General features: G+C 62.5%; 24 protein-coding genes. 6 read left to right on the top strand and 18 right to left on the bottom strand.

Going from position 1 to position 25568, the window contains the following annotated elements:
• Positions 1-38: 38 nt before the first annotated feature.
• Entirely contained in the window at positions 39-2036 is a 1998-nt protein-coding gene (locus E5720_RS03725) for an SDR family oxidoreductase (RefSeq protein WP_136169527.1), read from the top strand.
• On the opposite strand, the gene E5720_RS03730 is transcribed toward E5720_RS03725, so the two are convergent.
• The 4 genes from E5720_RS03730 to E5720_RS03745 are packed head-to-tail and all read right to left on the bottom strand — an operon-like array spanning position 2027 to position 5733.
• Entirely contained in the window at positions 2027-2548 is a 522-nt protein-coding gene (locus tag E5720_RS03730) for a hypothetical protein (protein ID WP_136169528.1), read from the bottom strand. The two genes, E5720_RS03725 and E5720_RS03730, sit on opposite strands and share 10 nt — an antisense overlap.
• Before the next feature lie 23 nt (positions 2549-2571).
• Entirely contained in the window at positions 2572-3330 is a 759-nt protein-coding gene (locus tag E5720_RS03735) for an alpha/beta hydrolase (protein WP_247596153.1), read from the bottom strand.
• A 31-nt stretch (positions 3331-3361) separates the two neighbouring features.
• A complete protein-coding gene (locus tag E5720_RS03740; protein ID WP_136169529.1) occupies positions 3362-4915 on the bottom strand; it encodes a DNA polymerase Y family protein in 1554 nt (517 codons plus the stop codon).
• Positions 4912-5733 (bottom strand): hypothetical protein, encoded by an 822-nt coding sequence (locus tag E5720_RS03745; protein WP_247596284.1) that lies wholly within the window; start codon positions 5731-5733, stop codon positions 4912-4914. Before E5720_RS03745 ends, E5720_RS03740 begins: the two co-directional genes overlap by 4 nt.
• Positions 5734-6047: 314 nt before the next feature.
• On the opposite strand from E5720_RS03745, the gene E5720_RS03750 reads away from it, so the two are divergent.
• A complete protein-coding gene (locus E5720_RS03750) occupies positions 6048-7265 on the top strand; it encodes a serine/threonine-protein kinase (RefSeq protein ID WP_210729956.1) in 1218 nt (405 codons plus the stop codon).
• A gap of 8 nt (positions 7266-7273) precedes the next feature.
• Here the strand turns inward: E5720_RS03750 and E5720_RS03755 are convergent, their stop codons facing one another.
• Genes E5720_RS03755 through E5720_RS03765 form a run of 3 tightly spaced genes read right to left on the bottom strand, consistent with a single transcriptional unit; the run spans position 7274 to position 9948 of the window.
• Entirely contained in the window at positions 7274-7921 is a 648-nt protein-coding gene (locus E5720_RS03755) for a response regulator transcription factor (protein ID WP_136169531.1), read from the bottom strand.
• Positions 7918-9216 carry an ATP-binding protein gene (locus tag E5720_RS03760; RefSeq protein WP_247596154.1) on the bottom strand — a complete coding sequence of 433 codons (1299 nt, stop codon included), beginning with the start codon at positions 9214-9216 and terminating at the stop codon, positions 7918-7920. Before E5720_RS03760 ends, E5720_RS03755 begins: the two co-directional genes overlap by 4 nt.
• Before the next feature lie 54 nt (positions 9217-9270).
• Positions 9271-9948, bottom strand: a complete 678-nt coding sequence (locus E5720_RS03765; RefSeq protein ID WP_136169532.1) for an NAD(P)-binding domain-containing protein — start codon at positions 9946-9948, stop codon at positions 9271-9273.
• Between the two features lie 138 nt (positions 9949-10086).
• Between E5720_RS03765 and E5720_RS03770 the strand changes: the two genes are divergently transcribed.
• Positions 10087-11454: a PspC domain-containing protein gene (locus E5720_RS03770; RefSeq protein WP_247596155.1), complete on the top strand. Its 1368-nt coding sequence runs from the start codon at positions 10087-10089 to the stop codon at positions 11452-11454.
• The gene (locus E5720_RS03775; protein WP_136169533.1) at positions 11447-11695 is read left to right on the top strand and encodes a hypothetical protein; all 249 of its coding nucleotides are present in this window, start codon (positions 11447-11449) and stop codon (positions 11693-11695) included. Before E5720_RS03770 ends, E5720_RS03775 begins: the two co-directional genes overlap by 8 nt.
• Positions 11696-11703: 8 nt before the next feature.
• Here the strand turns inward: E5720_RS03775 and guaA are convergent, their stop codons facing one another.
• The 4 genes from guaA to guaB all read right to left on the bottom strand — a co-directional run bounded on the left by guaA (position 11704) and on the right by guaB (position 18061).
• Positions 11704-13293 (bottom strand): glutamine-hydrolyzing GMP synthase, encoded by a 1590-nt coding sequence (guaA, locus tag E5720_RS03780; RefSeq protein ID WP_136169534.1) that lies wholly within the window; start codon positions 13291-13293, stop codon positions 11704-11706.
• 67 nt (positions 13294-13360) lie between these two features.
• Entirely contained in the window at positions 13361-15091 is a 1731-nt protein-coding gene (locus E5720_RS03785; RefSeq protein WP_136169535.1) for a GMC family oxidoreductase, read from the bottom strand.
• A gap of 242 nt (positions 15092-15333) precedes the next feature.
• Entirely contained in the window at positions 15334-16473 is a 1140-nt protein-coding gene (locus tag E5720_RS03790; RefSeq protein ID WP_136169536.1) for a GuaB3 family IMP dehydrogenase-related protein, read from the bottom strand.
• Between the two features lie 64 nt (positions 16474-16537).
• Positions 16538-18061, bottom strand: coding sequence for an IMP dehydrogenase (gene guaB, locus E5720_RS03795; RefSeq protein WP_168708273.1), 1524 nt, complete (start codon positions 18059-18061; stop codon positions 16538-16540).
• Positions 18062-18383: 322 nt separating this feature from the next.
• Between guaB and E5720_RS03800 the strand changes: the two genes are divergently transcribed.
• On the top strand, positions 18384-18788 hold the full coding sequence (locus tag E5720_RS03800) for a DUF5319 domain-containing protein (protein WP_084348502.1): 405 nt from the start codon (positions 18384-18386) through the stop codon (positions 18786-18788).
• 102 nt (positions 18789-18890) lie between these two features.
• Here the strand turns inward: E5720_RS03800 and E5720_RS03805 are convergent, their stop codons facing one another.
• The 4 genes from E5720_RS03805 to E5720_RS22255 form a co-directional block, all read right to left on the bottom strand.
• Positions 18891-19904, bottom strand: a complete 1014-nt coding sequence (locus E5720_RS03805; RefSeq protein WP_136169537.1) for an anti-sigma-D factor RsdA — start codon at positions 19902-19904, stop codon at positions 18891-18893.
• Positions 19897-20475 carry a sigma-70 family RNA polymerase sigma factor gene (locus tag E5720_RS03810; RefSeq protein WP_084348435.1) on the bottom strand — a complete coding sequence of 193 codons (579 nt, stop codon included), beginning with the start codon at positions 20473-20475 and terminating at the stop codon, positions 19897-19899. Before E5720_RS03810 ends, E5720_RS03805 begins: the two co-directional genes overlap by 8 nt.
• A gap of 123 nt (positions 20476-20598) precedes the next feature.
• Positions 20599-21438: a hypothetical protein gene (locus tag E5720_RS03815; RefSeq protein WP_247596156.1), complete on the bottom strand. Its 840-nt coding sequence runs from the start codon at positions 21436-21438 to the stop codon at positions 20599-20601.
• A 711-nt stretch (positions 21439-22149) separates the two neighbouring features.
• Complete coding sequence (locus E5720_RS22255; protein ID WP_281727921.1) at positions 22150-22272, bottom strand: hypothetical protein; 123 nt, start codon at positions 22270-22272, stop codon at positions 22150-22152.
• Here E5720_RS22255 and E5720_RS03820 point away from each other — a divergent pair.
• Positions 22271-22564 carry a WhiB family transcriptional regulator gene (locus tag E5720_RS03820; RefSeq protein ID WP_136169538.1) on the top strand — a complete coding sequence of 98 codons (294 nt, stop codon included), beginning with the start codon at positions 22271-22273 and terminating at the stop codon, positions 22562-22564. The genes E5720_RS22255 and E5720_RS03820 overlap by 2 nt on opposite strands.
• Positions 22565-22643: 79 nt before the next feature.
• On the opposite strand, the gene groL is transcribed toward E5720_RS03820, so the two are convergent.
• The 3 genes from groL to E5720_RS03835 all read right to left on the bottom strand — a co-directional run bounded on the left by groL (position 22644) and on the right by E5720_RS03835 (position 25418).
• On the bottom strand, positions 22644-24257 hold the full coding sequence (gene groL / locus E5720_RS03825) for a chaperonin GroEL (protein WP_136169539.1): 1614 nt from the start codon (positions 24255-24257) through the stop codon (positions 22644-22646).
• 96 nt (positions 24258-24353) lie between these two features.
• Positions 24354-24653 carry a co-chaperone GroES gene (gene groES / locus E5720_RS03830; protein WP_008718149.1) on the bottom strand — a complete coding sequence of 100 codons (300 nt, stop codon included), beginning with the start codon at positions 24651-24653 and terminating at the stop codon, positions 24354-24356.
• 225 nt (positions 24654-24878) lie between these two features.
• Positions 24879-25418, bottom strand: a complete 540-nt coding sequence (locus E5720_RS03835; RefSeq protein WP_247596157.1) for a potassium channel family protein — start codon at positions 25416-25418, stop codon at positions 24879-24881.
• Positions 25419-25568 lie beyond the last annotated feature (150 nt).

Genomic DNA, 25568 nt, shown 5'->3' on the forward strand with positions numbered 1-25568 from the left:
ACCTGGCCCGTCAACTTACTTCAGAGTAAGTTGTGTCCATGTCGAACTACATTGTCACCGGCGGTACGGGTTTCCTCGGGCAAAATCTGATCCCGCTGCTGCTCGAGCGCGACCCAGCGGCCGAGATTCACGTGTTGGTTCGCCAGAAGTCGATCGGGAAACTCGAACGGCAGGTCGACATGCTCGCCGACAAGACCCGGATTCACCCGTTGATCGGCGATCTCACCGAACCCGATCTTGGATTGGATGCCATCCCGGACGGCATCGACCACATCGTTCACCTGGGCGCCATCTACGACATGACCGCCGGTGACGAACAAGCATCGACCAACGTCGAGGGCACCCGTGCGGTGGTGGCACTCGCCGAGCGGACCGGTGCCCGGTTGCACCACATCTCCTCGATCGCCGTTGCTGGAAATTACGCAGGGACATTCACCGAAGACGACTTCGACAAAGGACAGAGCTTCCCAACCGCGTATCACCGCACCAAGTTCGAATCCGAGAAGGTCGTGCGTGAATCCTCGGTCGATTGGCGCGTCTATCGTCCGTCGGTCGTGCTGGGGCACTCCGAAACCGGGGCGATCGACAAGATCGACGGCCCATACTTCTTCTTCCCCCTCTTCGCCGCGTTGGCCACACTGCCTACTGCGCTTCCCATCACGGTTCCGAAGATCGGGGCCACCAATCTGGTGCCGGTCGATTACGTCGCCACTGCGATCGTGGAATTGATCCACCGAGGCGAGGACGATCAGCGAGTGTTCCACCTGGTCAATACGCAAGCGCAGTCGATGCACGAGGTGTATCGCGCATTCTCCGAGGCCGCAGGTTCGAAAGCGAAGGTCATCGACATTCCCGGGGCCGTTGCTGCCGCCGTCGTAGCACCGAAGGCCAACATCGTCCGCACCGGACGCAACACTCTCCTGGACAGATTCGGCATACCGCCGGTAGTGCTCGAACATCTCACCTTGCCGACGACCTTCGACTCGGCAGCGACCCAGAAAGCACTGTCGGGCAGCGGAATCACCCCACCACCACTGGCGACCTACGCAGACCGCCTGTGGCAGCACTGGCGCGCGCACCTGGACCCGAACCGCGCACAGCGCGACGATCCTCGCGGCCCGCTCTTCGGACGACACGTCATCATCACCGGCGGATCCTCCGGCATCGGAAAGGCGAGTGCCGAAGCTGCAGCACGCAAAGGTGCGACCGTCATTCTGCTTGCCCGCGGTACCGAACAACTCGACTCCGTCGTGGCGAACATCCGCGCTCGAGGTGGTGATGCCTTCGGATACACCTGCGACATCACGGACACCGAGTCGGTCGAGCAGACCGTGAAAACTATTCTGAGCGAACATGATCACGTGGACATGCTGGTCAACAACGCGGGCCGGTCCATCCGTCGATCGTTGTACCGCTCCACCGATCGACTGCACGACTTCGAGCGCACCATGGCCGTCAACTACTTCGGCGCTGTTCGCCTAGTCCTGGCACTGCTTCCGCACATGCGCGAACGCCGCTTCGGGCACATCGTCAACGTCAGTAGCGCAGCAGTGCTCGGTCACGCTCCTCGATTCGCCGCCTACGTAGCCAGCAAGGCCGCACTCGACGGTTTCACCGACGTCGCCGCAGCCGAGACACTCTCCGACGGAATAACATTCACCACGATCCACATGCCACTGGTGGCCACCCCGATGATCACCCCGACAGGTCCCAGCAATGCCGGCCCGGTGGTGTCACCGGAGAAGGCCGGGGCGATGGTGATTCGGGCGCTCATCCGGAAGCCGAAGCGCATCGACACCCCACTCGGCACTCTCGGTCAGGTCGGCAGCATCTTCACCCCGAATATCAAGGACCGCACGATGCATCAGTTCTACCGTCGCTTCCCAGAGTCCGCTGCGTCCAAGGGCGAGGTTGCACCTACAGAGCCCGCACTCGTTCCACCGGCGTCGCCACCACACGACCCGTCGCGTCCGGGAGCACGAGTTGCCAAGTTGGCGCGTCGGATCGGCCGGTTGGTGCCGGGTATCTACTGGTGACCCCCAGCTTTACCCACACCTGCGATTGCTCGACCGAACCCTCCGGCGAGGTACGCGAGAGTTCCCAGCGCGAGCACCCACTTGGTAACGCTGACCGCAGTCGTGGCGCGAACCACCGAATCGGTGATCTGTTCGCGGTGATCGAGCAGATACAGACCTGCGATGTTCTCGACGTAGTCACCCGCCGCGGACAGAATCGGAGCTACGGCCAGCACTTTCGCCGTGGTGGGTGTCAGGTCGGTGAGTTCGCCCAGACGCGAAGCCCCGGCACGCAAAGCCATCGCGTAGATCGCCGGATGGACGAAATCGGGATAGTAGTGACTCCGAAATCGAGCGGTGGCGGCTGCGTCCATGCTGTCGAGGATCAGCCGGTATCGGAGTGCCGACCACGCAGTCTGAATCTGTAGAACCCGAGGGCCCGCAGGCCCCAACAGACGCACGATATTGGCTTGAGAGACAGCGAATATCATCGTCCAAGCGATGAGCGGGCGATCCTGCGCCGAAAGTGCCATCTGCAGATACTAGAGCGCGAGAATCAGATTCGATCACGCATCAGGAATGGGAGCACGACGCTCTCGAATGACTGGTAGTCATCACGATGGATGCTGTGACCGGTCTCGAATGCCACAACCTGACACGAGCGGATCTCACCGGTGAGAATGGCGAGCCTGTCGGCATCGACCATCCCGCCCGGGCCACCGCGAAGCACGAGTGTCGAGGCAGTGATGTCCGGCAACCGGGACCACCACTGAGCGTTGGGTCGGCGAAACTGAGCAAGAGCAGGTTTGGTCATCGAACGGTCGAATGCGAAGACAGCGCGCGGATGCCTGATGATGCTGGAACCCGCGTGCCAGAGTTCGGTGATGGTGGGCAGGCGGCCGGTGAGCGACGGTGGCGCATCTCCCGGCCGAATCGGAATAGGCATCTCCTCGACTACGAGGGACCGAACCGATGCGGGGCGCTGCTGCGCCACCACCGACACTGCGTATGCGCCCAATGAATGCCCGACCAGATCTACCTGCGCGAGCCCGAGATGGTCGAGCACAGCCGCCACATCGCCGCCGAAAGCGTCGAAAGAGTAGTCGTCGGTGTGTGCACTGCGTCCGTGTCCGCGCAGATCGACCGTGACGACGCGACGACCCGCATCGGTGAGTGCGTCGGCGAAACGGTCCCAGGTGCTGCTGTCACCGCCCATGCCGTGCACCAACACGGTAGGAACAGGATCGGCTCCACCGAAATCTCGGTAGGCGATGTCGACGCCGGCCACATCGAGTAATTCCACGTCGATACTCACAGTCCCGAGAGTAGCCGCGCTCTCTTCCACCTCATTCGTAGATGCCTTCGACTCGCCAAACACTTCTCTCGTACACCAACAGCAGAGCGCGGTTCTCCTCGAGAAGCACCTGCACACGCGCACCTCGCGCACCCACGACCGGATCCCACCAACGCTCGTCGAGGGACCACGGGCCGGCCCATCCGTGCAGGGTCCACTTCTTGCTACCCCACCGAAGCCCCACGGGTGCCGTGTCGAAACCACCTCGATCGGTGACGTGTACACAGTTGCCCCCGTCGTCTTCCAGAGCGACCTCCGGACGTGTCTGCATCACTGCCGCAGGAGCCGGATGTGGCAACCGGCCCGGCCACGGGGCAGCGGGGTCCAGCAGCGGAACCAGCTCATCGCCGAGCGAACGAAGCGTCACTCGCTCCACCGGCCCACGTCCCCCGCTGAGTACCCCGACCTTGACCGCATCACCACCGAGGAGACCTTGCACTCGTACCAGCGCCCGCCGAGCACGCTCGTCCTCGTCGCCGACACTTCCCCACAAGCCCAGCTGCAGCTCACCTGCCGCAACGACCTCTACCGGTTCGAGCCTCAGAAGAATGATTCCTGCCGTCGGCCGACTCTCGCTGCGCCCGGTGAGCCACCCGTCCAATTGCCACCGCACCCGATCTGCTGTTCCCTCCGGAGTCAGCGGCTCGGCGCACCGCCAGATACGTGAGAGATTCTCACCGTTTCCGGTGGAAGCATGAACGAGGAGACGGGTGCAGGCCACGGCCGCCGCGGCAAGCGTGCGGTGCAGCTTCTCGGCCATACCTCGGCCGGCGAACGCAGCGGCGTCGACGCGATCGATAGGCGGGTCGCAGCGGTGTTCCACGTTCAGATCGGGTGGCAGCGCACGCGCCGACGGTGGACGCTCCGGCTCACCTCGCGCACTGCGGTGAGCGAGAACCGCATCGGACCCGAACCGGGACGCCACCTCCCCTGGCATGAGCGCCGCGAAATCGCCGATAGTTCGTAAACCCAAGCGAAGCAACAGGTCTATCAGCTCTCCACGGTCCGCGGCGGCAAGACTCGGCTCCGCTGCCAGCTCGGCAACCGGGAGTGGAGAGAGGAAACGCGCAGCCCCGCCCCGCGGGACGACTGCCGCATGACGAGCTGCAATGACGGCCGTCGTCAACTCGTCGGCGATTCCGATCTGGCATTCCACCCCTGCACCCGAAGCCTGATCGATCAATCTTTCGGCAGCTTTGTGCTCCGACCCGAAGTATCGACTCACCCCACGCGCACTCAGAATCAACAACCCTGGACGCAACACCTCCACACCTGGCGCGACAGCATCGATGGCCGCTGCGACCGGCTCGAACAAGCGCCCATCCCTATCCGAATCTGCCGTTGCCACATACACATCCGGACATCGCGCCTGTGCTTCACGACGCCGTAAGCCTCGGCGGACCCCTGCCGCTCGTGCCGGTGCCGAGCATGCAATCACCCGATTGGCCGAGGTGACCACCACAGGATGAGTCGCCGGCAGATCGGCCACCGCTGCAGCTGCGACAGCAGGCCAGTCCGGACACCACAGCGCTAAGACGCGGCTCATGCCAGGACCGCAAGATCCGCCTCGGCACTTCCGTTGACTGTCGTACTGTCGACCTGCGCTGCGACCGACCATTCGATACGGCCGCGCTCGAGACGAAGATCGAAGCACGTACTACGCGGCCGCATCGCTTTGCCCTGCGCACGTACCTCCAACTGCAGATTCCGTAAACGCCCACGCCCCGAGCGAACTCCGGTGCCGAATCCGTTGTAGCTGCGCACCTCCGCATCCAGACGTAACTCCACGCCATCCCAGTGGCCGTCGGTAACCAGAAGCGTCGACCCTTTACTGCGCGCCCGTGCGACAACCGCACGCGCACGCGAGGGAGGCACCGAACGACCGCCGAGACCGAGCACGACGAGGTCGAGTCCGTCCAACAGAATCGCCGCTACCTCGACCGGATCTTCCCCCGGATCGGGTACGACGGCCAATCTCCGCAGTTCTGCGCCCATCTCGACAGCGGCGAGCAAACCGAACCGCGGTTGCCCCACCACTGCGACATGCCCACCCGACGCGGTGACCGCAGCCACCATGCCGAGCAGCAGCGAACCTGCACCCGATACCGCTGCGACGGACCCGCGAGCCAAGCCGCCGTACGGGAGCATGGTTGCCAGTGCCGGAGGGACCGCCAGTACCGCTTTGCTTCGCACAGGGTCAGCTTTGCTTCGCACAGGGTCAACCGCCCGCGGGACAGATGATGCCGGCTCGACGCGGGGCCGGATGACGGGTTCGATAGGTTGCCGGACCGAGCGGGTCTCGCCACGTGCCGGAACCGATGCCATGCGTCGCCTCAGATGCTCGACGCGTTCGGACAACGTCATCTCCGACAGGGATGCTTCGGACTGGGATACCTCAGACTGGGACAACTCGGATGAGGAGCCGGTAGCACTCATGGAAGCACCGGTAGAAAAAGTCATGCGTACTCCCCGGAAATTGGCGAAAAAAAGTACACTCGAACCAGCCCTCGGGGCAGCGGGGAAGTCTTACCCTTCGAACATATTTTCGAATTCCTATCCAGTAAAGCCGCTGCGGCGATCCACGTCAAGACGGATACGAAAGCCCAGGTGGAGGGGTCGACAACGGACTGCCGACAGCGCTGTCGGCACGGACGTCGATAGTCAACTAACCTGTGATCGTGACCGAGAAGCAGCGCACCGTCAGGGTCGTCGGACCCGACTTCCTACTCGCAGGCAGGTACCGACTCGCGTACAAGCTGGGTGGGGGCGGAATGGGCGCGGTCTGGCTCGCTCAGGACACGCTGCTCGACCGGAAAGTGGCTGTCAAACAAGTCACGTCCACTGCCCGCCTCAGTGAGCGCGCTGCACGCGAAGTGCGCAATCGGGCCATGCGTGAAGGCAGGATCGCAGCGCGATTGTCGAGTCTGCACGCCATCTCCATGCACGACGTCGCGATCGAAGACGGCGAGCCCTGGCTCGTGATGGAATACATGCCGTCGAGGAGCCTCGCACAGGCACTCAACACCGCCGAAACACTGCCACCGTACGAAGTTGCGCAGATCGGCGCTCAAGTCGCCGACGCACTCACCGAAGCACATGAGGCCGGTATCGTCCATCGTGACATCAAACCGGGCAACATTCTGATTGCCGACCGTGGACGCACCCTCGGTGTCGTCAAGATCAGCGACTTCGGCATCTCGCGCGCCAAAGGTGATGTCGAAGAGTCGGATTCGAGTGTCATCACCGGAACTCCGGCCTATTTCGCTCCAGAAGTGGCCCGGGGACAGGATCCCACCGAAGCAAGTGACGTCTTCTCTCTCGGAGCGACGCTCTATACCGCGATCGAAGGCAAGCCGCCGTTCGACATCGACCAAGACTCCATTGCGCTGCTGCATCGCGTGGCCAAGGGACAGATAATTCCACCCACTCGATGCGGTGACCTGACCGAGCCATTGCTGCACATGCTCGAACCCGATCCTGCTCGCAGGCCGACCATGGCTCAGGCACGCGACGAGATCATTCGACATGCGATCAGCGGCCGGGCAAACATCGCCGGGCTACGTGGAGTCCCGGTAACCTCGACCAGCGGGGTCGTTCCTGCCTGGGCTCATCGCTCCACCCCGGTATCGGAATCGCGGCGCCCTTCGCGAGAATTCGGAAACACCATTGCCGGCCTGCCTGCCGTTCGTTTCAGCGAACAAACCGATGGACAGACACCGGCGCCGTACGCTCCACCACCATTCGATCCGCCGCGGAAGAAGAACCCACTCGAGGTGGTACTCGATCGCATCGACGACATAGTCGACGACCGGATCGACGTCCCGCCCGAGGCCGTCCTTGCTGCGTTGATCATCACCGTAGGACTAGTGATCGTGCTGATCATCGCCCTACTCTGAAAAAACGATCAATCGATACTTCGCTTGTGAGCCCACCTGGTCAACGCGTTGCGATTGGACTGTTGCGTCTTGCGCAGCACGTTCGAAGCATGCGTCTCGACGGTCTTCACCGAGATGAACAGGTCCTCGGCGATCTCTCGGTAGGTATAGCCGCGCGCCAGCAGACGCAGAACTTCGAGTTCGCGAGGGGTGAGTGAATCGAGTTCCGGATCGAGTGGCGGTTCGGGGACACTCGACTTACCCGTGAACGAGTCGAGTACGAAGCCCGCGAGACGCGGGGAGAACACGGCGTCTCCACCGGCAACGCGTCGTACCCCATCGGCGAGTTCGGACCCCGAGATCGTCTTCGTGACATAACCCCGCGCACCTGCACGGATGACGGCGATGACGTCTTCGGCTGTGTCGGAGACCGACAACGCCAGACAGACGGGACCAGCGGTGATGCGTCCGAGAACGGCGACGCCGCCGCCATCTGGCATATGGACGTCGAGCAGCACGACATCGGGCTTCGTCGACTCGATGCCGGCGACCGCGTCGGCCACCCCGCCCGCTTCACCGACGACCTCGATGTCACTTTCCCGACCCAGCTCGGTGCGAACTCCGGAACGAAACACTGCATGATCGTCGACGAGAAAGACACGAAAGGTGTCGGTCACCTGGGCTGCTCCTGCGGTGTCGGTTGGCGTATCGGCTCGGTCCGGCCGTTCTTCGAAGAGGTTGTCGAGAGGTGCTCGCGGGGCATGAGAATGCGAACTTCGGTTCCCTTCCCCACACTCGAGCGTATCGAGACTTCACCGCCGCGTCGCTCGATTCTTCCCCGAATCGACTTGGCGAGTCCCTGACGGTCCATCGTTACGAGGTTCTCGTCGAATCCGCTGCCGCGATCACGAACGAACACGGTAACCCGCTCGGGCTCGGTCTCGGCGAACAAGTCGATGTTGACTTCGCCCGAGTGCTTCGCAGCATTGACCAGGGCCTCGCGAGTCGCGCCGAGCAGCGCGGTGAAATGCTCTCGGGGCAAACCTGAATCGGAATCTTCGAGCTCCAGCTGCACATCGCCGACGGTGATGGGACGCACCGTGACGCCGTACTGGTCCTCGACCTCACCCGAGATCGTCTTCAAAGCCTCCGCGAGGCTCGTGTGGTCGACGTCGCGATCTTCGAACAACCACTTGCGCAGTTCGCGCTCCTGCCCGCGTGCCAACCGCATTACTTCCTGCGGATGATCGGACTGCTTCTGTATCAGCGCCAGCGTCTGCAACACCGAGTCGTGCAGGTGAGAGGCAATTTCTTCGCGTTCGTCGTTGCGGATACGAGCAGACCTTTCGGCGTTGAGCGCACGCCACATCCGCAGCCAGACCGGAACTGTCAGCAGCGCGGCACCGACCAGAGTGACGATCACTGCCAGCAACGACGAGCGCACCGAGGCCAAGTCGACACGAGCCAAGACGACGACACCGAGTCCGAGGACGATCAGCGTCGCGCCGCCGACCACACGTGCCCAACTGAGCACCGTCGGATTTTTCGGCATCCCGAGAATCGAACGCGGTCCCTCGGAATCGAATTCACGCCAGACCAGCGCCGCGCCGACGACGACGACCACTATCGGGGCGAGGACCGCCGCAGCAGTTCCGTCGAGCAGCCACGCCAACCCGGCAGCCAACCCGAGCCCGATGGCGGCGAGTCCGAAGGCCCTCTGTCGTTCGTTGCTGCTCGGACGATCCACGTCCGTTCCGACCGGGCTGAAAATCCACAGGAGGCCGTACGCGAGGATTCCCGCCCCCGCCATGATCGCCAGCAATGCAAATGCAACGCGGACTTTGAACACGTCCACCCCGAGATGGTCTGCAACACCACCTGCGACTCCGCCCACTATGCGTCCACCGCCACGCCGATGAAACTTGGCGGGTTCGTAGCTTCCGACGGAAGCGGGCGGGTCGACAGGGTGCACGATTCGATCCTGACACGAATCGACCATCCCGCGCATCAGGGTCTCCCCTGATCTCTAGGCAGTAGCGGCGCTCCATTCCGGTGCCCGCTCGGTCGTTGCCTCCGCCAGCGCTGCCTTCACGCCGTCTGCATCGAAGTCCTTTCCATACACGGGAGTACCTGGATGCTGACGCCACGAATCCGCTAGCGTGCCGCCGTCGACGGGTTCGAAGCCCAACTGCTCGACGACGTCGAACACCACGTCCTTGCCGGGTCCGTCTGCACCGGCGATGGGGAGCGCGATCCGACCTGCTGCACTCTTCGGCTGCCCCTTCTCCAGGAGGTGCTTCCAGTAGATTCCGTTGAACACCTTGACGACATCGGCACCGCGCGAGCCGAGATGCTCTGCTACCCAGACGCTTTCCGGCTTGCCGTTCTCGATGTCGGCGATAAGGCCGTCACGTTGCTGAGGGTAGTAGTTGTTGGTCTCGATGATCGGGGCACCGTCTTTGGCGGTGTCGACGATGCCTGCGGCCAGGTCGGGAACGTTTTTCTGCGGGATGCTCACGATCACCAGATCGGCATCGAGAGCCGCTTCGGAACTCCACACTGCGTGTGCGCCGGTCTCGGCTGCCAAATCGGACAGGGTCTCAGGAGATCTCGAGTTCGATACTCGAACCTCGTGCCCGAGCGCGCTGAGCCGCCGTGTCAATGTGCCACCGATGAATCCTGCGCCGATGATTCCGATCTTCACTTCGATAACTCCTTCGTTTTGCGAATAACTTTCTGTCAAGCACAACCTCCATCGAAGACCGATTCATTCCTACCCCCGGCGTGAATATCAGGGCTATCCCTGATGTGCTCGACGCAGCAACCCGCCACGATGGTCGACATGAGCAACACAACCGTCTCCGAGCAGCTCCAACAGATGTGGCGCACCCGCCCCTACCGGTTGCCGCAGCGGGGCCATATCGCGGGCGTCGCAGCCGGCATCGGATACCGCTACGGCGTCGACCCTGTTCTCATTCGCGTCGCACTCGTGGTCGGGACGATCTTCGGCGGCGCCGGAATCGTTCTGTACCTCGCCGCCTGGTTGCTCTTGAGCAAGCCGGGTGATTCCGCCTCTGCGGCACAGTCACTGGTCGGCAAGGGCACCAGCACGAAAACCATCGTTCTGGTAGTTGCACTGATCATCGCCGTCACGACGATCGGTCCCACCGGATTCGGTCTCGACGGTTCAGGTCTGGTCAGTACGCTCGCGCTCCTCGGCGGCCTGTGGCTATTGCACCAGCGTCGTCCGGAGCCGCCGGAGTTTCTCCCGGACGGATCCACCACATATCCACTAGGTGGAGCCTCGGCCTACCCACAGTCGACTTTTCCGATCTCCTTCGACACGCCGTACAACGCCTCTTCCCAGCCCAACTCCTGGGGAGCAGCGCAGTATCGTCCTCCGCAGTACGATGCCGGTCGAGGCGGGTACACCCCGTACACGACGCTCCCCAAGAGTTACGTCCCCACTCCACCACCGGCGACGGGTGTTGATCTCACCAAATCCACTCCCCCGCAAAATCTTTCCGAGCCACCGATACCTCCCTCATGGGATCCACTCGGAGTCGCTCCGTTCGCCTGGGACCTCCCCGAACCCGCAGCAGCAACTGCGCCCGAGATCATCGAAAAGAAAAAGCACTCACGGTGGACATCGAGCTTCATCGGACTCGCATTGCTGGCTGCGGCACTTACCGGAGCCATTGCCGCAAGCAGTGAATCGATGTGGCTCACCCCGGCACGGATCGCCGCAGTCGCCCTCGCAGTGGTCGCGACCGGCTTGATTCTCGGCGCATTTCTCCGCAAGGGTTACGGACTGCTGATCGTCACCGGACCGTTGGTGGCATTCGTGGTGTTCGCGTCGATAATCGGACCCATCTCCTTCGACACCCAGTACGCGGGCCAACAACAATATCGACCGACGACGATGGCAGATCTGCAATCCGAATACACCGTGCAGGGTGGCGATCTCCAACTCGATCTGCGCGGACTGGACCTCACCGAGGACCGAACGATCTCTGTCGACGTCACGGCAGGAAACGCCACGATTTCCGTCCCCGATGGAATGAACATCCGAACCGACTGCACGTCCGTTGCGGCCAGCACTAAGTGCGGGCCCACTGGTGTGCAGCAAGGCAATTCGCCCGACAACACGTCGATCCTGACCATAGAAGGATCAGCGCGGGCCGGCAATCTGGAGGTACTCCGTGGCTGAATCCTGGCAGTACGGCGACAGCGACGACGACACCACTCTGGAGAATCGCGCTCGAACACGGCCGTCCGCTCTGCTTTTCCTCGTCGGACTTGCCGCAGCGATGGTCAGCGTCTGCGCATTGATCGGCCCGAGCGCGCTCGTCACGCTCGGCACCGTGCAGTTCCGCTGGGTATTCGTGGTGGCGGCGATCGTGGTGGGGACGGTGCTACTACTTGCCCCTGGACGAAAAGGTAAGCAGTAGCACCATTCTCACTCCCACTCGATGGTGCCCGGCGGCTTGCTCGTCACATCGAGAACGACTCGGTTGACCTCCGGTACCTCGTTGGTCACCCGGGTCGAAATCGTTTCCAGGACCTCGTACGGCAACCGCGTCCAGTCTGCAGTCATTGCGTCTTCGCTGGACACCGGTCGAAGAACGATCGGATGGCCGTAAGTACGACCATCCCCCTGAACGCCGACGCTGCGCACATCCGCGAGCAGCACGACCGGGCACTGCCATATCTGGCTGTCGAGATCTGCCATCGTCAATTCCTCGCGCACGATGGAATCGGCATGACGGAGGGTGGCGAGGCGGTCACGGGTAATTTCACCGACGATGCGGATGGCAAGTCCCGGCCCGGGGAACGGCTGGCGTGCGACGAGATCCTCCGGCAGACCCAGCTCACGCCCCACGGCCCTGACCTCGTCCTTGAACAGCGCGCGTAGCGGTTCGACGAGGGTGAACTGGAGATCGTCGGGTAGACCGCCGACATTGTGATGGCTCTTGATATTCGCGGTTCCGGAACCGCCACCGGACTCGACGACGTCGGGGTACAACGTTCCCTGCACGAGGAAGTCGACACCGCTCCCCTGCTCGGCGTTCTCGCCGAGGACCTCGGACACTGCGCCTTCGAAGCTGCGAATGAACTCGCGTCCGATGATCTTGCGCTTTTCCTCCGGGTCGGACACTCCTTCGAGCGCACCCAGGAACGTATCCACAGCATCGACTGTGACGAGTTTGGCGCCGGTGGCAGCAACGAAATCCTGCTGAACCTGTTCACGCTCACCTTCGCGCAGCAGACCGTGATCGACGAACACACAGGTCAGCCGATCGCCGATTGCGCGCTGTACCAGTGCTGCTGCCACTGCGGAGTCGACGCCCCCTGACAATCCACAGATAGCGCGACCACTGTCACCGACCTGCTCTCGTACTCGTTCGACGAGCGCGTCGGCGATATTGGCCGCCGTCCAATCGGGCTTGATCCCTGCTGTCTCGTAGAGGAATCGACGAAGGACCTGCTGACCATGCGGCGAGTGCATCACCTCTGGGTGATACTGCACCCCGGCAAGACGCCTCTCCGTGTTCTCGAATGCAGCGACGGGCGCACCGGCACTGGTTGCGGTGACGATGAATCCGTCGGGCGCCTCGGTGACTGCGTCACCGTGGCTCATCCAGACCGGCTGCATCGCAGGCAGCCCGTCGTGGAGGACTCCGCCGTCGACGGAAAGTTGAGTGCGCCCGTACTCCCTGGTCCCAGTGTGCGAAACCGTGCCACCGAGTGCTTGGGCCATGGCCTGGAATCCGTAGCAGATACCGAAGACGGGCACATCCAGATCGAAGACCTTGGCGTCGAGCGACGGTGCATCTTCTGCGTACACGCTGGACGGGCCGCCGGACAGCACCAGGGCAATCGGATTCTTGGCGGCGATCTCTTCGACGCTTGCAGTATGTGAGATCACTTCCGAGTACACGTGTGCCTCACGGACTCGACGCGCGATGAGCTGCGCGTATTGAGCACCGAAGTCGACGACGAGTACGGGGCGGGGCTGGGCGGGATCAGGCTGCGGCGTGGCGGTCACCTGATCAGCTTAGTGGGCAGGCCCGGGAGCGCGACGCAGCACTCGACCGGGACGACGCGGCGAAGGATCACGCATCTTCCGATATGGCAGTCTTCGATGATCGAATCTCCACGATCGGCAGACGCAACGCCGCCGGCGCCGATACGGGGACAACCGGGCTGACAGGCGCGATGGGATCGAGACGTCGGTACGGCTCACCCTGACGTGGACGTAGATCCTGCTCGCCCTTGTTCGGCCACAACGCGGCGGACCGCTCCGCTTGCGCGGTGATGGTCAGTGACGGGTTGACTCCGAGGTTGGCCGAGACGGCCGAGCCGTCGACGACGCTCATCGTCGGGTAGCCGTACACACGCTGGTACGGGTCGATTACTCCATGCTCGGCATCCGAGGCGATCGCACAGCCGCCGAGGAAGTGGGCGGTGAGTGGGATGTTGAACAGCTCACCCCACGTTCCGCCTGCAACGCCGCCGATCTTCTTCGCTACCCGGCGCGTCGCATCGTTGCCCTCGGGGATCCACGTCGGATTCGGCTCGCCGTGGCCCTGTCTGCTCGAGACCTTGCGTCCGAACAGACCGCGCTTGGTGAACGTGGTGATCGAGTTGTCGAGGTTCTGCATCACCAACGCGATGATGGTGCGCTCGCTCCAGTTCTTGACGCTGACGATTCGCACGAAGTCGAGGGGATGTGCGATCGCGGTGAAGAGGAATTTCAGCCACCGCGGGATACGTCCTCCCCCGTCGGTCATCAGGGTCTGCAGCAAACCCATCGCGTTCGAGCCCTTGCCGTAACGCACGGGCTCGATGTGCGTGTTCGGCGACGGGTGGAACGACGACGTGATGGCCACGCCGCGCGTCAGATCCATTGCCGGATCGACCTTCAACTTGGCTGCGCCGACGATGGATTCGGAGTTGGTACGAGTTAGCTCACCGAGAGTGCTCGACAGCAACGGCAAAGCGCCGTCGTCCTTCATTCGATGCAGCAGATTCTGTGTACCCCAGGTCCCGGCGGCCATTACGACGTGGGCGGCGGTGTACGTCTTGGCATCCTTGCGTACCCACGCTCCGGTCCGCTCGGTGGCGACGTCCCATGTGCCGTCCGGAAGCGAGCGAAGACCGCTCACGGTTGTCATGGGGATGATGTCGACTCCGGCGCGCTCCGCGAGCGCGAGGTAGTTCTTCAGAAGTGTGTTCTTTGCCCCGTGCCTGCACCCGGTCATGCACTCGCCGCACTCGATGCAGCCGGTGCGCTCGGGCCCCACACCGCCGAAGTAGGGATCGGCGACCTTCTTGCCCGCCTCGCCTCCGAAGAACACACCGACCGGAGTCTGAATGAAGGTCTCGCCTACGCCCATGTCCTCGGCGACGGACTTCATGACCTCGTCCGCAGGAGTCATGTGGGGGTTGCGGACGACCCCGAGCATGCGAGTGGCCTGGTCGTAGAACGGGGTGAGCTCACTGTTCCAGTCGGTGATGTGGGCCCACTGCTTGTCGTTGAAGAACGACTCCGGCGGCTGGTAGAGCGTGTTGGCGTAGTTGAGCGAACCGCCCCCGACACCCGCGCCCGCGAGGATCAGGCAGTCACGCAGCAAGTGCACACGCTGAATGCCGTAGCACCCGAGCTTGGGCGCCCACAGAAAACGCTTGAGGTCCCAGCTGGTCTTGGCGAAATCCTTGTCCTCGTACCGGCGACCGGCTTCGAGAATGCCTACGCTGTAGCCCTTCTCCACGAGCCGCAACGCGGTGACGCTGCCACCGAAACCGGATCCGACGATCACAACGTCGTAATCGGTCTTTCGCATCTTTCGACCTCCACCTCGTACGTACCGCAACCAGCCTCGTTTGCCGACCCGCCACACCTATCAGGTGATCGAGACCACACGGTAGGTGACAGAAAGCGCGACCTGACCACAGGGCTGTGACAGTTGACACTAGCTACCTTAGCTGTAACTGCAGTTAGCACCATCTTCGGGGCGGTCCCGAGAATGCACAAAAGGCGCGCACCCCAACGATCGGGGTGCGCGCCTTCCGGAAGAGACGGAGCTCAGCCTCTGACGTTCAGGCCCACCTTCTGAAACTCCTTCAAATCGGAATAGCCCGACTTTGCCATCGAACGACGCAGTCCACCAACAAGATTGATCGAACCGTACGGCTCACTCGAGGGCCCGTGAAGCACCTGATCGAGGCTCGGGCGCTCCCCTGCTGCAACCGGCAACAGTGCACCGCGAGGCATGGACGGATGCGCAGCCGCCGACGGCCAGTACCAACCCCTACCGGGAGCCTCCGCTGCGGCAGCGAGTGGAGCCCCCAGCACCGCGGCGTCCGCTCCACACGCGATAGCCTTCGCCAACCCACCCGAAGTGGTGATGCCACCGTCGGCGATCACGTGGACATAGCGTCCGCCGGTTTCGTCGAGATACTCCCGCCGTGCAGCAGCGGCGTCTGCGATCGCAGTCGCCATCGGCACTCCGATGCCCAGGACCTCACCCGTCGTCGTGCCACCCTCCACAGAGCCGTACCCGACGATCACGCCGGCCGCACCGGTCCGCATCAGATGCAGCGCAGTGCGATGATCACTGACGCCACCCGCGATCACGGGAACGTCGAGATCTGCGATGAACGTCTTGAGGTTCAATGGTTCGTCGTCACTGCGCGCGACATGCTCGGCCGAGATGATCGTGCCCTGAATCACCAGAAGATCGATGCCGGCCGCAATCAGCGCAGGAGTCAAGCTTCTCGCGCGCTGGGGACTCACCCGAACTGCCACCGTCACCCCCGAGGCACGAACCTGCGCGATGGCGGCTGCGAGTAGTTCCGGCTGCAACGGAGCCGCATGCAGCTTCTGCAGAAACGCTACCGGCGCATCGGCGTCGAAATCGCTTCCGGCGATAGAAACCAGCTCGTCGATCTTCGCTTGGACATCGGAATGCCGCGCCCACAAACCTTCGCCGTTGATGACACCGAGCCCACCCTGTTTACCGAGTTCGATAGCGAATTCAGGTGACACCAAAGCGTCGGTGGGGTGAGCCAACACCGGAATGTCGAAGCGGTATGCGTCGAGCTGCCAGGCCGTCGAGACCTCCTTCGACGACCGTGTACGCCGGGACGGCACGATGTCGACGTCCTCGAGCTGGTAGGTACGCCGGGCTTCTCTGCCCATGCCGATTTCAACGAGGTCGCGCACGGGTGCGCCCCTTTCTCAAGAGTTACAGGATGAATGCTTCAGCACGCCGGATCGGCGCGGCACATCACCGAGTGGTGTAGTTGGGAGCTTCCGCAGTCATCGTGATGTCGTGCGGGTGGCTTTCCTTCAGGCCCGCAGCAGTGATCTGTACGAACTGCGCGTTCTGCAATTCCTCGATGGAGTTGGACCCGGTGTAACCCATCGCTGCACGTAAACCACCGGTGAGCTGATGAATTACCTGCGACAACGGCCCTCGGAACGGCACGCGTCCCTCGATGCCCTCCGGAACCAACTTGTCCTCGGCCAGCACATCGTCCTGGAAGTAACGATCCTTGGAGAACGACTTGGCTGCACCACGGCCCTGCATTGCCCCGAGCGAACCCATCCCACGGTAGCTCTTGAACTGCTTGCCGTTGACCAGAATCAGCTCACCGGGCGACTCGGCGGTGCCTGCCAGAAGCGATCCGAGCATCGCGGTCGACGCGCCTGCCGCAAGGGCCTTGGCGATGTCACCGGAAAACTGAAGCCCGCCATCGGCGATAACAGGAACGCCGTGTGGTTTACAGACTGCGACGGCCTCGAGGATCGCCGTGATCTGAGGTGCGCCCACGCCCGCAACGACGCGAGTGGTGCAGATCGACCCGGGTCCGACCCCGACCTTCACCGCATCCGCACCAGCTTCGACCAACGCCAGTGCGCCCGCGCGAGTGGCAACGTTGCCGCCGACGATCTGAACGCGCTCGCCGATCTCGGCTTTGAGCTTGCTGACCATCTCGAGGACCTGGGAGTTGTGCCCGTGTGCGGTGTCGACTATGAGTACGTCCACACCCGCATCGGAGAGAGCCATCGAGCGCGCCCATGCATCCTGACCGACGCCCACCGCTGCACCGACGAGCAATCGACCGTCGCGATCCTTGGTAGCGAACGGATGCTGTTCCGTCTTGACGAAATCCTTGACCGTGATCAAGCCGGTGAGCGCACCCTGGCCGTCGACGATCGGTAGCTTCTCGATCTTGTGACGCCGAAGGAGCCCGAGGGCTGCGTCCGCCGTCACGCCCTCGCGGGCGGTGATGAGTGGCGCTTTGGTCATGACCTCGTCTACTCGGCGATTCTGGTCGACCTCGAAACGCATGTCGCGATTGGTGATGATGCCGACCAGAGCGCCGGTCTCGTCGGTCACCGGCAGGCCGGAGATGCGGAACCGCGCACACATCGCGTCTACTTCGGCGAGAGTGTCGGTGGGCTTGCATGTCACCGGATCGGTCACCATGCCTGCCTCCGACCGCTTGACGGTCTCCACCTGTGCTGCTTGGTCCAGCAGCGACAAGTTGCGGTGCAGCACTCCCATGCCACCTGCGCGCGCCATGGCAATTGCCATGCGCGCCTCGGTGACGGTATCCATCGCCGAGCTGACGAGGGGAACTCGAAGTCTGATGTCACGGGTTATCTGGCTCGACGTATCCACTGCGCTCGGAATCAGGTCCGACGCGGCGGGAAGCAGTAGGACGTCATCGAAGGTGAGACCGAGCATGGCGACCTTGTTGGGATCGTCGCCACCGGTACGGACATGGGCTCCTGGACTACTCATGTGGATCTGGCCCTCCCTAGAGCCTGGGTGCGCATCGGGCCGCGTCGGGAAGACGCGATATGCGATACGCGTGTGGAAAAAGAACGGATGGAGTACATGATGCGTGCGCGCGCTCGGCCGCGGCGCCTTGTTCCATGGTATCGGCTCCCCACAGCCAGCGTGAACGCGCACTGTGAAGCCGCCCCGAGCGCTCGGTGAACCTCGCCGGAATCGGCGAAACCAGACGAATCGAGCATGGAAACCAGACGAATCGAGCATGTTTGTCGGCGACTCGAGCATGAACGGCTGGCGCATACCCACCAGTCCTGCGTACCGTGGAGGTGTGCGCGATCAATTGCCTCCAGGTTTACCTCCGGATCCGTTCGCCGGTGACCCCGCCGACCCATCGGCCGCCCTCGACGCTATCGAGCCGGGACAGCCGTTGGATCCTCAGGAGCGGCTAGCCGTCGAGGAGGATCTGGCTGATCTGGCCGTCTACGAAGCGCTGCTCGGCCACCGCGGTATTCGCGGTCTTGTCGTGTGCTGCGAAGACTGCCAGCAAGACCACTACCACGACTGGGACATGCTTCGAGCGAACCTGCTCCAACTGCTTGTCGACGGTACCGTTCGCCCCCACGAGCCCGCATACGACCCAGTACCGGACGCTTATGTGACGTGGGACTACTGCCGCGGCTTCGCGGACGCCTCGATGAACGATGCCCTGCACAGCGACGGGTTCGACAGCTGACCTACACCGAAATCTGATCAACTCCCACAACAACGAAGAAAGGCCCGACACGAGAACTTCGTGTCGGGCCTTTCTTATCGTGTCCGTTGTCTGTGCTGGGACCTAGCTGCCGTCGAGTATCTCGACACGCTGCTGCGAGGTGCCTCCCCCGCCGGTCGACCCACTGGCAGCTGCCGTGGTGGGACTCGGTACCTTCACGATCGTCGGCGAAGGTGGCGCGGTTTCGGTGACCGGCGGCGCCGACGTTGGCGGCGGTCCTGTCGGCGTAGAAACCGGTGGCGGCGGTGGCGGGACCTCGACCGGTGACGTCAGCACCGGAAGAAGCGGCAACTCCTGCGGCGGCACCTGCATCGGAGGGATATCGGAAGGAATGTTCTCCGGCAGCGGAACGATCGAATCGGTCGCGGGTGGCGCAAACGGCGGGAGCGTGGGAAGCGTCGGGATCAATGCTTGCAGTTGATCCATCAGACGGTGCAGCCACATCTCGAGGTCTGATCGCTGGGCTCGGTCGGTGACCGAGTCCGTCGTCGAAGTCGCACCGTCGAGCAAGGTGCGCGCACCCTGGACATCACCGGCTGCAAGCAACTGCTCTGCCTGCTCCAACTTGGATGTCGTATCGATCTGCGCCACTGTCGAATCCGCCTGCTGAGCGAACACTACCGACTTGACGCTCCACAGCGGATCACCCGGCGCGGAGTTGTACGAGAAAACGACCAAACCGCCCATCACGACGGCGATTGCTGCGGCAGCACCCGCGATCGGACGTAGAAAACTGGACCGACCCCGACGGGAGTTTCTCCGAGACAGATCCGCGGCAGCGATCTCCTGTTCGACAGCGACAACGACGTCGTCGACGCTTGGGCCGCTGGGCAGCGCAGGCGAGATGACCTCGGCTCTCCAACCGGCCAAAAGCAACGCGAGGCGATACTCGTCTGCATTGTCCGTGGAGACCGGACCGTCATTCCTGAGAGCCTCGATGAACTGGTCGTCACGACGCACTGCAGCGATGTCGACGAGACCCGCATCGGTGTACGGGTCATTTCCGGGCGATGGGGACGACGACCCGTCGGGTCGACCGATACGGGGAATGCCATCACGGCCGTTGTTCCTAGCCATACATTTCACCCGCTTTCACAACTTCGTTCTTCAACTTCGCGAGGGCTCGATGTTGAGCCACGCGGACAGCGCCTGCAGTACTCCCGACTGCTGCCGCAGTTTCCTCTGCCGACAATCCGACAACAAGGCGAAGCACGAGAATCTCGCGATGCTTCGCCGGGAGGGTTCCCAGCAGTGCAGTCATCTGTCGGCTCGACTCGGATTCCAAAGCTCGCTGCTCGGGTCCGTGTTCGGTGGAGACGACATCTGGTACTTCGGCGGCTGGGTCCGATTTGTTACGTGATGCGCTTCGGTGTGCATCTGCAACCTTGTGAGCGGCAATGCCGTAGACGAAGGCCATGAACGGTCTGCCCTGATCCTGATAGCGAGGCAAGGCGGTCATGACGGCCAAGCAGACCTCCTGCGCAACGTCGTCTGCCGAGAGTTGACCACGCTCGGCAGACCCCACTCGAGCGCGGCAGTACCGCACGACCAGTGGACGAATGATTTCCAATACCCGGGAGAGCGCAGCTCTTTCGCCCTGCGCAGCAGCAACGACGAAGGAGTCCAACTCCTCACCCGTGTTGTTCATCGCTCAAGGATTCCCCGCGTTACAGTGACGCCGTCCGGATCGACTGGCGCTTCCACCCGCAGGTGGAACCTAGTAAGGATAGCGACCCTCCCCGTTCATAATCGAACCGCTCGGTCCGTGATGTCACACAGCAATAACGTCACCACCGCGTCGGCCGAGAAGTGCAGCACTCTCGGCGACGACTTTCTTTGCGGCGCTCCCCTCGCAGATGCCGTCCAACAACATGGCACTCGCCCAACGCAATGGTAGAAGTCCGAGCTCCGAGCAGGCATCGAGCACCGAATAAGCGAGCGTGCGAGCACCGTCGAGGTCCCCCACCGAGCTGTATGCAGCGGCGACGATCAGGTCGGTCTTCACTCGGTGCCGTAACGAAACGGTATCGGTTGCGCGTTCGCGTGCATCGAGTGCGTGTCGCACGGCCGCGGGTCCGTCGCCCGAGAACATCGCCAGCTCTGCCATGACCCACCGAAGTCTCAGCTGTGGTCGCCACAGATCCCAGCTCGGGTACTGCGCGAGCGTTCTACTGCATCTGTCGAGAAATGCCGAGGACAAGGCGAATCGCCCCGAACCCAGTGCGTCGGCGGCCAGCCCGGTGAGCGCATCACATTGCGCCTCGACCAGCACGGGGTATTCGACTCCGCTGGTCACGCCCACCATAGCGATGGCGCGCCCGTCGAATCGCTCTGCAGTTCGGTGAGCACCGATCTGTCTCGACCACGACGCGCGTGTCGATCCAGCAAGGGAGAGCACCGTGTGCCCCGCCGGGAGTGTGTTCTCGAGCGTGTCCAGTTCGGCGCGACCGAGCGCATAGCGCCCCTGTCCCCCCAGCGCAATCGCTCGAAGCCACGTCGAAGTCGGGTCATGCGCCGATGGGAGCGGCCAGAGACCGGGATTGGCCCCGAACGCGGCTGCCCGCAGGATGTCGACCGCCGTCGGGACACGTTCTGTATCGGCCAGGTGCACCGAGCAAGAGTACCTTTTGGGCAACAGTACCTTCGGGAAAAATGTGGGCCCGATGGTTGAATATCGCCGAGCAGCGCGAATGTGTTTTAGTTCCCGACAGCTCGACCGTTTACTTGTTTCACAGACAGAATTCGAACTTTTCCACGACTTTTATCACAGAATTAACAATTCATTCTGCGACGAATGGGTGAACAATGCCAACCGCTTATGAACAGAAGGTTAAACGGTTTCTCTTTCCCGTCGGACAACATCTGGTGCCGGAGAGAACGTGCTGTCCAAGTACGAGACCCAACGCATTCGCTACCCGCATTTCGAACTCGACCGACCCCCGAATCGTTCACAGGCGCGGATTCGCGAGAGGCTCTCACGAGCGCGGAGCACAAACCCAGCCGTCCTACCAGCAAGGATGCCGGATTTCGCGGTCAGTTCCCTCTATTGAGCCCGTAGTGGCCCACCAGGCTGCATGACCTCCCATCGCACGGCGAGGGTGCGGACGCTCGCCCGTCGGCGCCGCGACCACGGCAACTTCTTCGACCGGACCGCCATGCACGAGATTGTTCCGAAGTAAATAACCAACAAGTAAAAGTTTCGTGATTGCCTATGCACATCGACACGATGAAAAACTGTTGACTCGTTTTCCTCGACTCGCATAACGTTGTGGATGTTCCGACAAAGTCGGTGAACGCGTACCGACCCGAACTTCGATCATGCTCAGTTCTTCTCGCGGGCCTTGTAAAGAAAGTTCATGTCGACACCGATGCCAGCCCCGCTTGCCGCTCTTCCCCCACTCGCCGACTTCGCAAGGACGCGAGCCTGCACCCTAGGAGTAGTCATGCCACAACCGAACCACCTCCCTGGGCCCAATGCCGACATCTGGGACTGGCAGATGCACGGCCTGTGCCGTGGAGTCGACTCTTCGATGTTCTTCCACCCGGACGGGGAGCGAGGACGCGCTCGCGCTCAGCGAGAGATGCGCGCCAAGGAAATGTGCGGCAATTGCCCAGTACTCGCACAGTGTCGTACACATGCGCTCAGCGTTTCCGAACCATACGGAATCTGGGGCGGAATGTCGGAGAACGAGCGGGACATCCACGTCCGCCACCACCGCCGTCGAATCGCGGTATAGCCGAAGAACTCGCGACAAACGCGATGGACCCCCTCCGTTCCGGAGGGGGTCCATCGCGTTTATTCGTACAGCGTTTCGATCAGTGGTTGTGTCCGTGCCCGCCTGCGGGCTCCTCGTAGTCGACCGGCTTCTCGACGATCGCGCTTTCGGTCGTCAGAATCATCCGTGCGACCGAGGCCGCATTGACGACGGCCGAGCGGGTCACCTTGACCGGATCCACCACGCCGTCGGCGAGTAGATCTCCGTAGGTCAGGGTCGCGGCGTTGAAACCGTGGCCCTTGGGGAGCTCGGCAACCTTGCTGACCACGACGGAACCGTCGACACCAGCGTTGGCTGCGATCCAGAACAGCGGGGCATTCAGAGCCGTACGCATGACTGCAACACCGGTAGCCTCGTCGCCCGTCAGCCCGAGATCGTCCACGAGCGAAAGCGCAGCCTGCGTCAGTGCCGACCCTCCACCGGGAACGATGCCTTCTTCGACCGCAGCCTTGGCCGCATTGACCGCGTCGTCGACGCGGAACTTGCGTTCCTTGAGCTCGGTCTCGGTCGCTGCGCCCACCTTGATGACCGCGATGCCACCGGAGAGCTTCGCGAGGCGCTCTTCGAGCTTCTCCCGATCCCAGTCCGAGTCGGTGTTCTCGATCTCGCGTCGCAACTGTCCGACACGTGCATCGATGTCGACCTGCGTGCCTGCTCCGTCGACGATCGTGGTGTCGTCTTTGGTGACGACGACGCGACGCGCCTGACCGAGAAGCTCGAGTCCTGCTTCCTTGAGGCTGAGGCCGACGTCAGCTGTGATGACCTGCGCTGCCGTCACCACTGCCAGGTCGTCGAGGAACGCCTTGCGACGATCACCGAAGAACGGTGCCTTGACGGCTACGGCCTTGATGGTCTTGCGGATGGAGTTCACCACGAGTGTCGAGAGAACTTCGCCCTCGATGTCCTCGGCGATGATCAGTAGTGGCTTGCCACTCTCGGCGACCTTCTCCAACAGCGGAAGGAAGTCGGGAAGGGAGGTGATCTTCTCGCGGAAGAGCAGAATGTATGCGTCCTCGAGAACAGCCTGCTGTGCGTCGAGGTCGGTCACGAAGTACGGCGACAGGTATCCCTTGTCGAACTGCACCCCTTCGGTGACCACGAGTTCGGTGCTCAGAGTCGAGGACTCTTCCACCGTCACCACGCCGTCGGAGCCGACACGGGTGAGTGCCTCGCCGACCAGTTCGCCGATCTCAGGGTCGCGTGAGGACACTGTTGCGACCTGGGCGATGGCCTCTTTGCCCTCGACGGGAGTTGCGGCAGCGCGGAGCGCTTCGGCAACCTTGTCGGCGGCCTTGGCGATTCCCGATCCGAGTGCGATCGGGTTCGCGCCGGCGGCGATGTTCTTGAGTCCACCGCGAACGAGTGCCTGCGCAAGCACGGTTGCTGTCGTGGTTCCGTCGCCTGCGACGTCGTTGGTCTTGGTCGCGACGCTCTTGACGAGCTGGGCACCCAGGTTCTCGAACGGGTCTTCGAGGTCGATCTCACGGGCGATCGAGACGCCGTCATTGGTGACCGTTGGGCCACCGAAAGCCTTGGCCAGCACAACGTGCCGTCCACGGGGTCCGAGCGTCACCTTGACCGCGTCGGCGAGTTTGTCGACTCCACGCTCGAGGGCGCGGCGAGCTTCCTCGTTGAATCGGATTTGCTTTGCCATGTTTTCGGTGTTTCTCCTTCGAGTCGGGACTCGATCGAACGCACTCCGCCCCGGGACCGAAGTGAATCGGGTTCCGGGGCGGGGTGCGTATATGACTTACTTGGCGATGACGGCCAGCACGTCGCGTGCCGACAGAATCAGGTACTCCTCGCCGGCGTACTTGATCTCGGTGCCGCCGTACTTGCTGTAGATGACGGTGTCGCCTTCTTTGACGTCGACCGGGATCCGGTTGCCCTTTTCGGTGACACGGCCTTCGCCGACTGCGACGACGGTGCCTTCCTGAGGCTTCTCCTTGGCTGTGTCGGGGATGACCAGACCGGAGGCGGTCGTCGTCTCGGCCTCATTGGCCTGGACGAGGATCTTGTCCTCGAGCGGCTTGATTTTCACGCTCGCCACGTTGAGCCCTCCATTGTTATGGGGTACGCGTCCGGGGTCGGATCCCCGGACAGCTGTTTGTTGGTGATGTTGTACATCTTCTACGTTCGTAGCTCTGCGCTCGTTCCCGTCGTCGCGGGTGCCGGAAACTCACTCAGTGCCAACTAGCACTCTATACACGCGAGTGCCAGCACTCAAGGTCTGGGTTGTCCGACGTCGAGGACCCCACCCTGCCGCACACACCGATCAGCCGGCGTTTCGCGCTTGCCCCCGCCTGATCGCGGCCAAGAGGAGTCGGCCACCGAGCGCGATGATCACCAAATTCCCCACAATCTGTAGTGAAACGACAGCGCGGGCAGAATCGGTGGATGCGGCGATATCACCGAATCCCACGGTGGAAAACACGGACAGAGTGAAATAGAGGCTGCCCATCCGGGACACCGGCTCGGTGAAATTGTCGTATGCCGCTTCGGCCATCAGGTAGTAAACGGTAGAAAAGCCGATGAGATACACCGGGACGATCGCCGCAGTTGCTTCGATCGCCTGAAGTGTCGGATAGTCGGCCTTCAACACCTTCATGACCTGCCAGGCGAATACGACGCCCACCCCGATCAGTACGACGGCCAGGATGGTGAGGGAACCGACGTCGGCGACGTCGTTCATCGGGGCGACGAAGTAGAAGGCAGTCAAAAGAACTGCTGTGACGACGGGCCGAAACAAGGCGCGGCACAGAAGTACACGCCGTTCCTTGTCGCCCAGCCGGGAATAGGGCGTAGAACCAGCCACATTCGGCCCCTCGCGAGAATTGACAGAAACGCAGACCTCCTTGTCATAGCGGTGTCACGAGGCGGAAGTTCACGTTCTGCCGAAAAATTCTGTAACGTTCAGATAACGAGACGATATAGTTCCGATAGTGAACTTCTGACGTAGTACCGG

The organism is Rhodococcus sp. PAMC28707 (genome assembly GCF_004795915.1).
Lineage (GTDB): Bacteria > Actinomycetota > Actinomycetes > Mycobacteriales > Mycobacteriaceae > Rhodococcoides.

Coding starts and splice junctions, on each gene's coding strand:
- E5720_RS03740 (WP_136169529.1), bottom strand. CDS start 4,915: ATGAGCCGCGTCTTAGCGCTGTGGTGTCCGGACTGGCCTGCTGTCGCA.
- E5720_RS03810 (WP_084348435.1), bottom strand. CDS start 20,475: ATGAACAACACGGGTGAGGAGTTGGACTCCTTCGTCGTTGCTGCTGCG.
- E5720_RS22255 (WP_281727921.1), bottom strand. CDS start 22,272: ATGACTACTCCTAGGGTGCAGGCTCGCGTCCTTGCGAAGTCGGCGAGT.
- E5720_RS03770 (WP_247596155.1), top strand. CDS start 10,087: ATGAGCAACACAACCGTCTCCGAGCAGCTCCAACAGATGTGGCGCACC.
- E5720_RS03785 (WP_136169535.1), bottom strand. CDS start 15,091: ATGCGAAAGACCGATTACGACGTTGTGATCGTCGGATCCGGTTTCGGT.
- E5720_RS03820 (WP_136169538.1), top strand. CDS start 22,271: ATGCCACAACCGAACCACCTCCCTGGGCCCAATGCCGACATCTGGGAC.
- guaB (WP_168708273.1), bottom strand. CDS start 18,061: ATGAGTAGTCCAGGAGCCCATGTCCGTACCGGTGGCGACGATCCCAAC.
- E5720_RS03805 (WP_136169537.1), bottom strand. CDS start 19,904: ATGGCTAGGAACAACGGCCGTGATGGCATTCCCCGTATCGGTCGACCC.
- E5720_RS03745 (WP_247596284.1), bottom strand. CDS start 5,733: ATGACGTTGTCCGAACGCGTCGAGCATCTGAGGCGACGCATGGCATCG.
- E5720_RS03730 (WP_136169528.1), bottom strand. CDS start 2,548: ATGGCACTTTCGGCGCAGGATCGCCCGCTCATCGCTTGGACGATGATA.
- groL (WP_136169539.1), bottom strand. CDS start 24,257: ATGGCAAAGCAAATCCGATTCAACGAGGAAGCTCGCCGCGCCCTCGAG.
- E5720_RS03725 (WP_136169527.1), top strand. CDS start 39: ATGTCGAACTACATTGTCACCGGCGGTACGGGTTTCCTCGGGCAAAAT.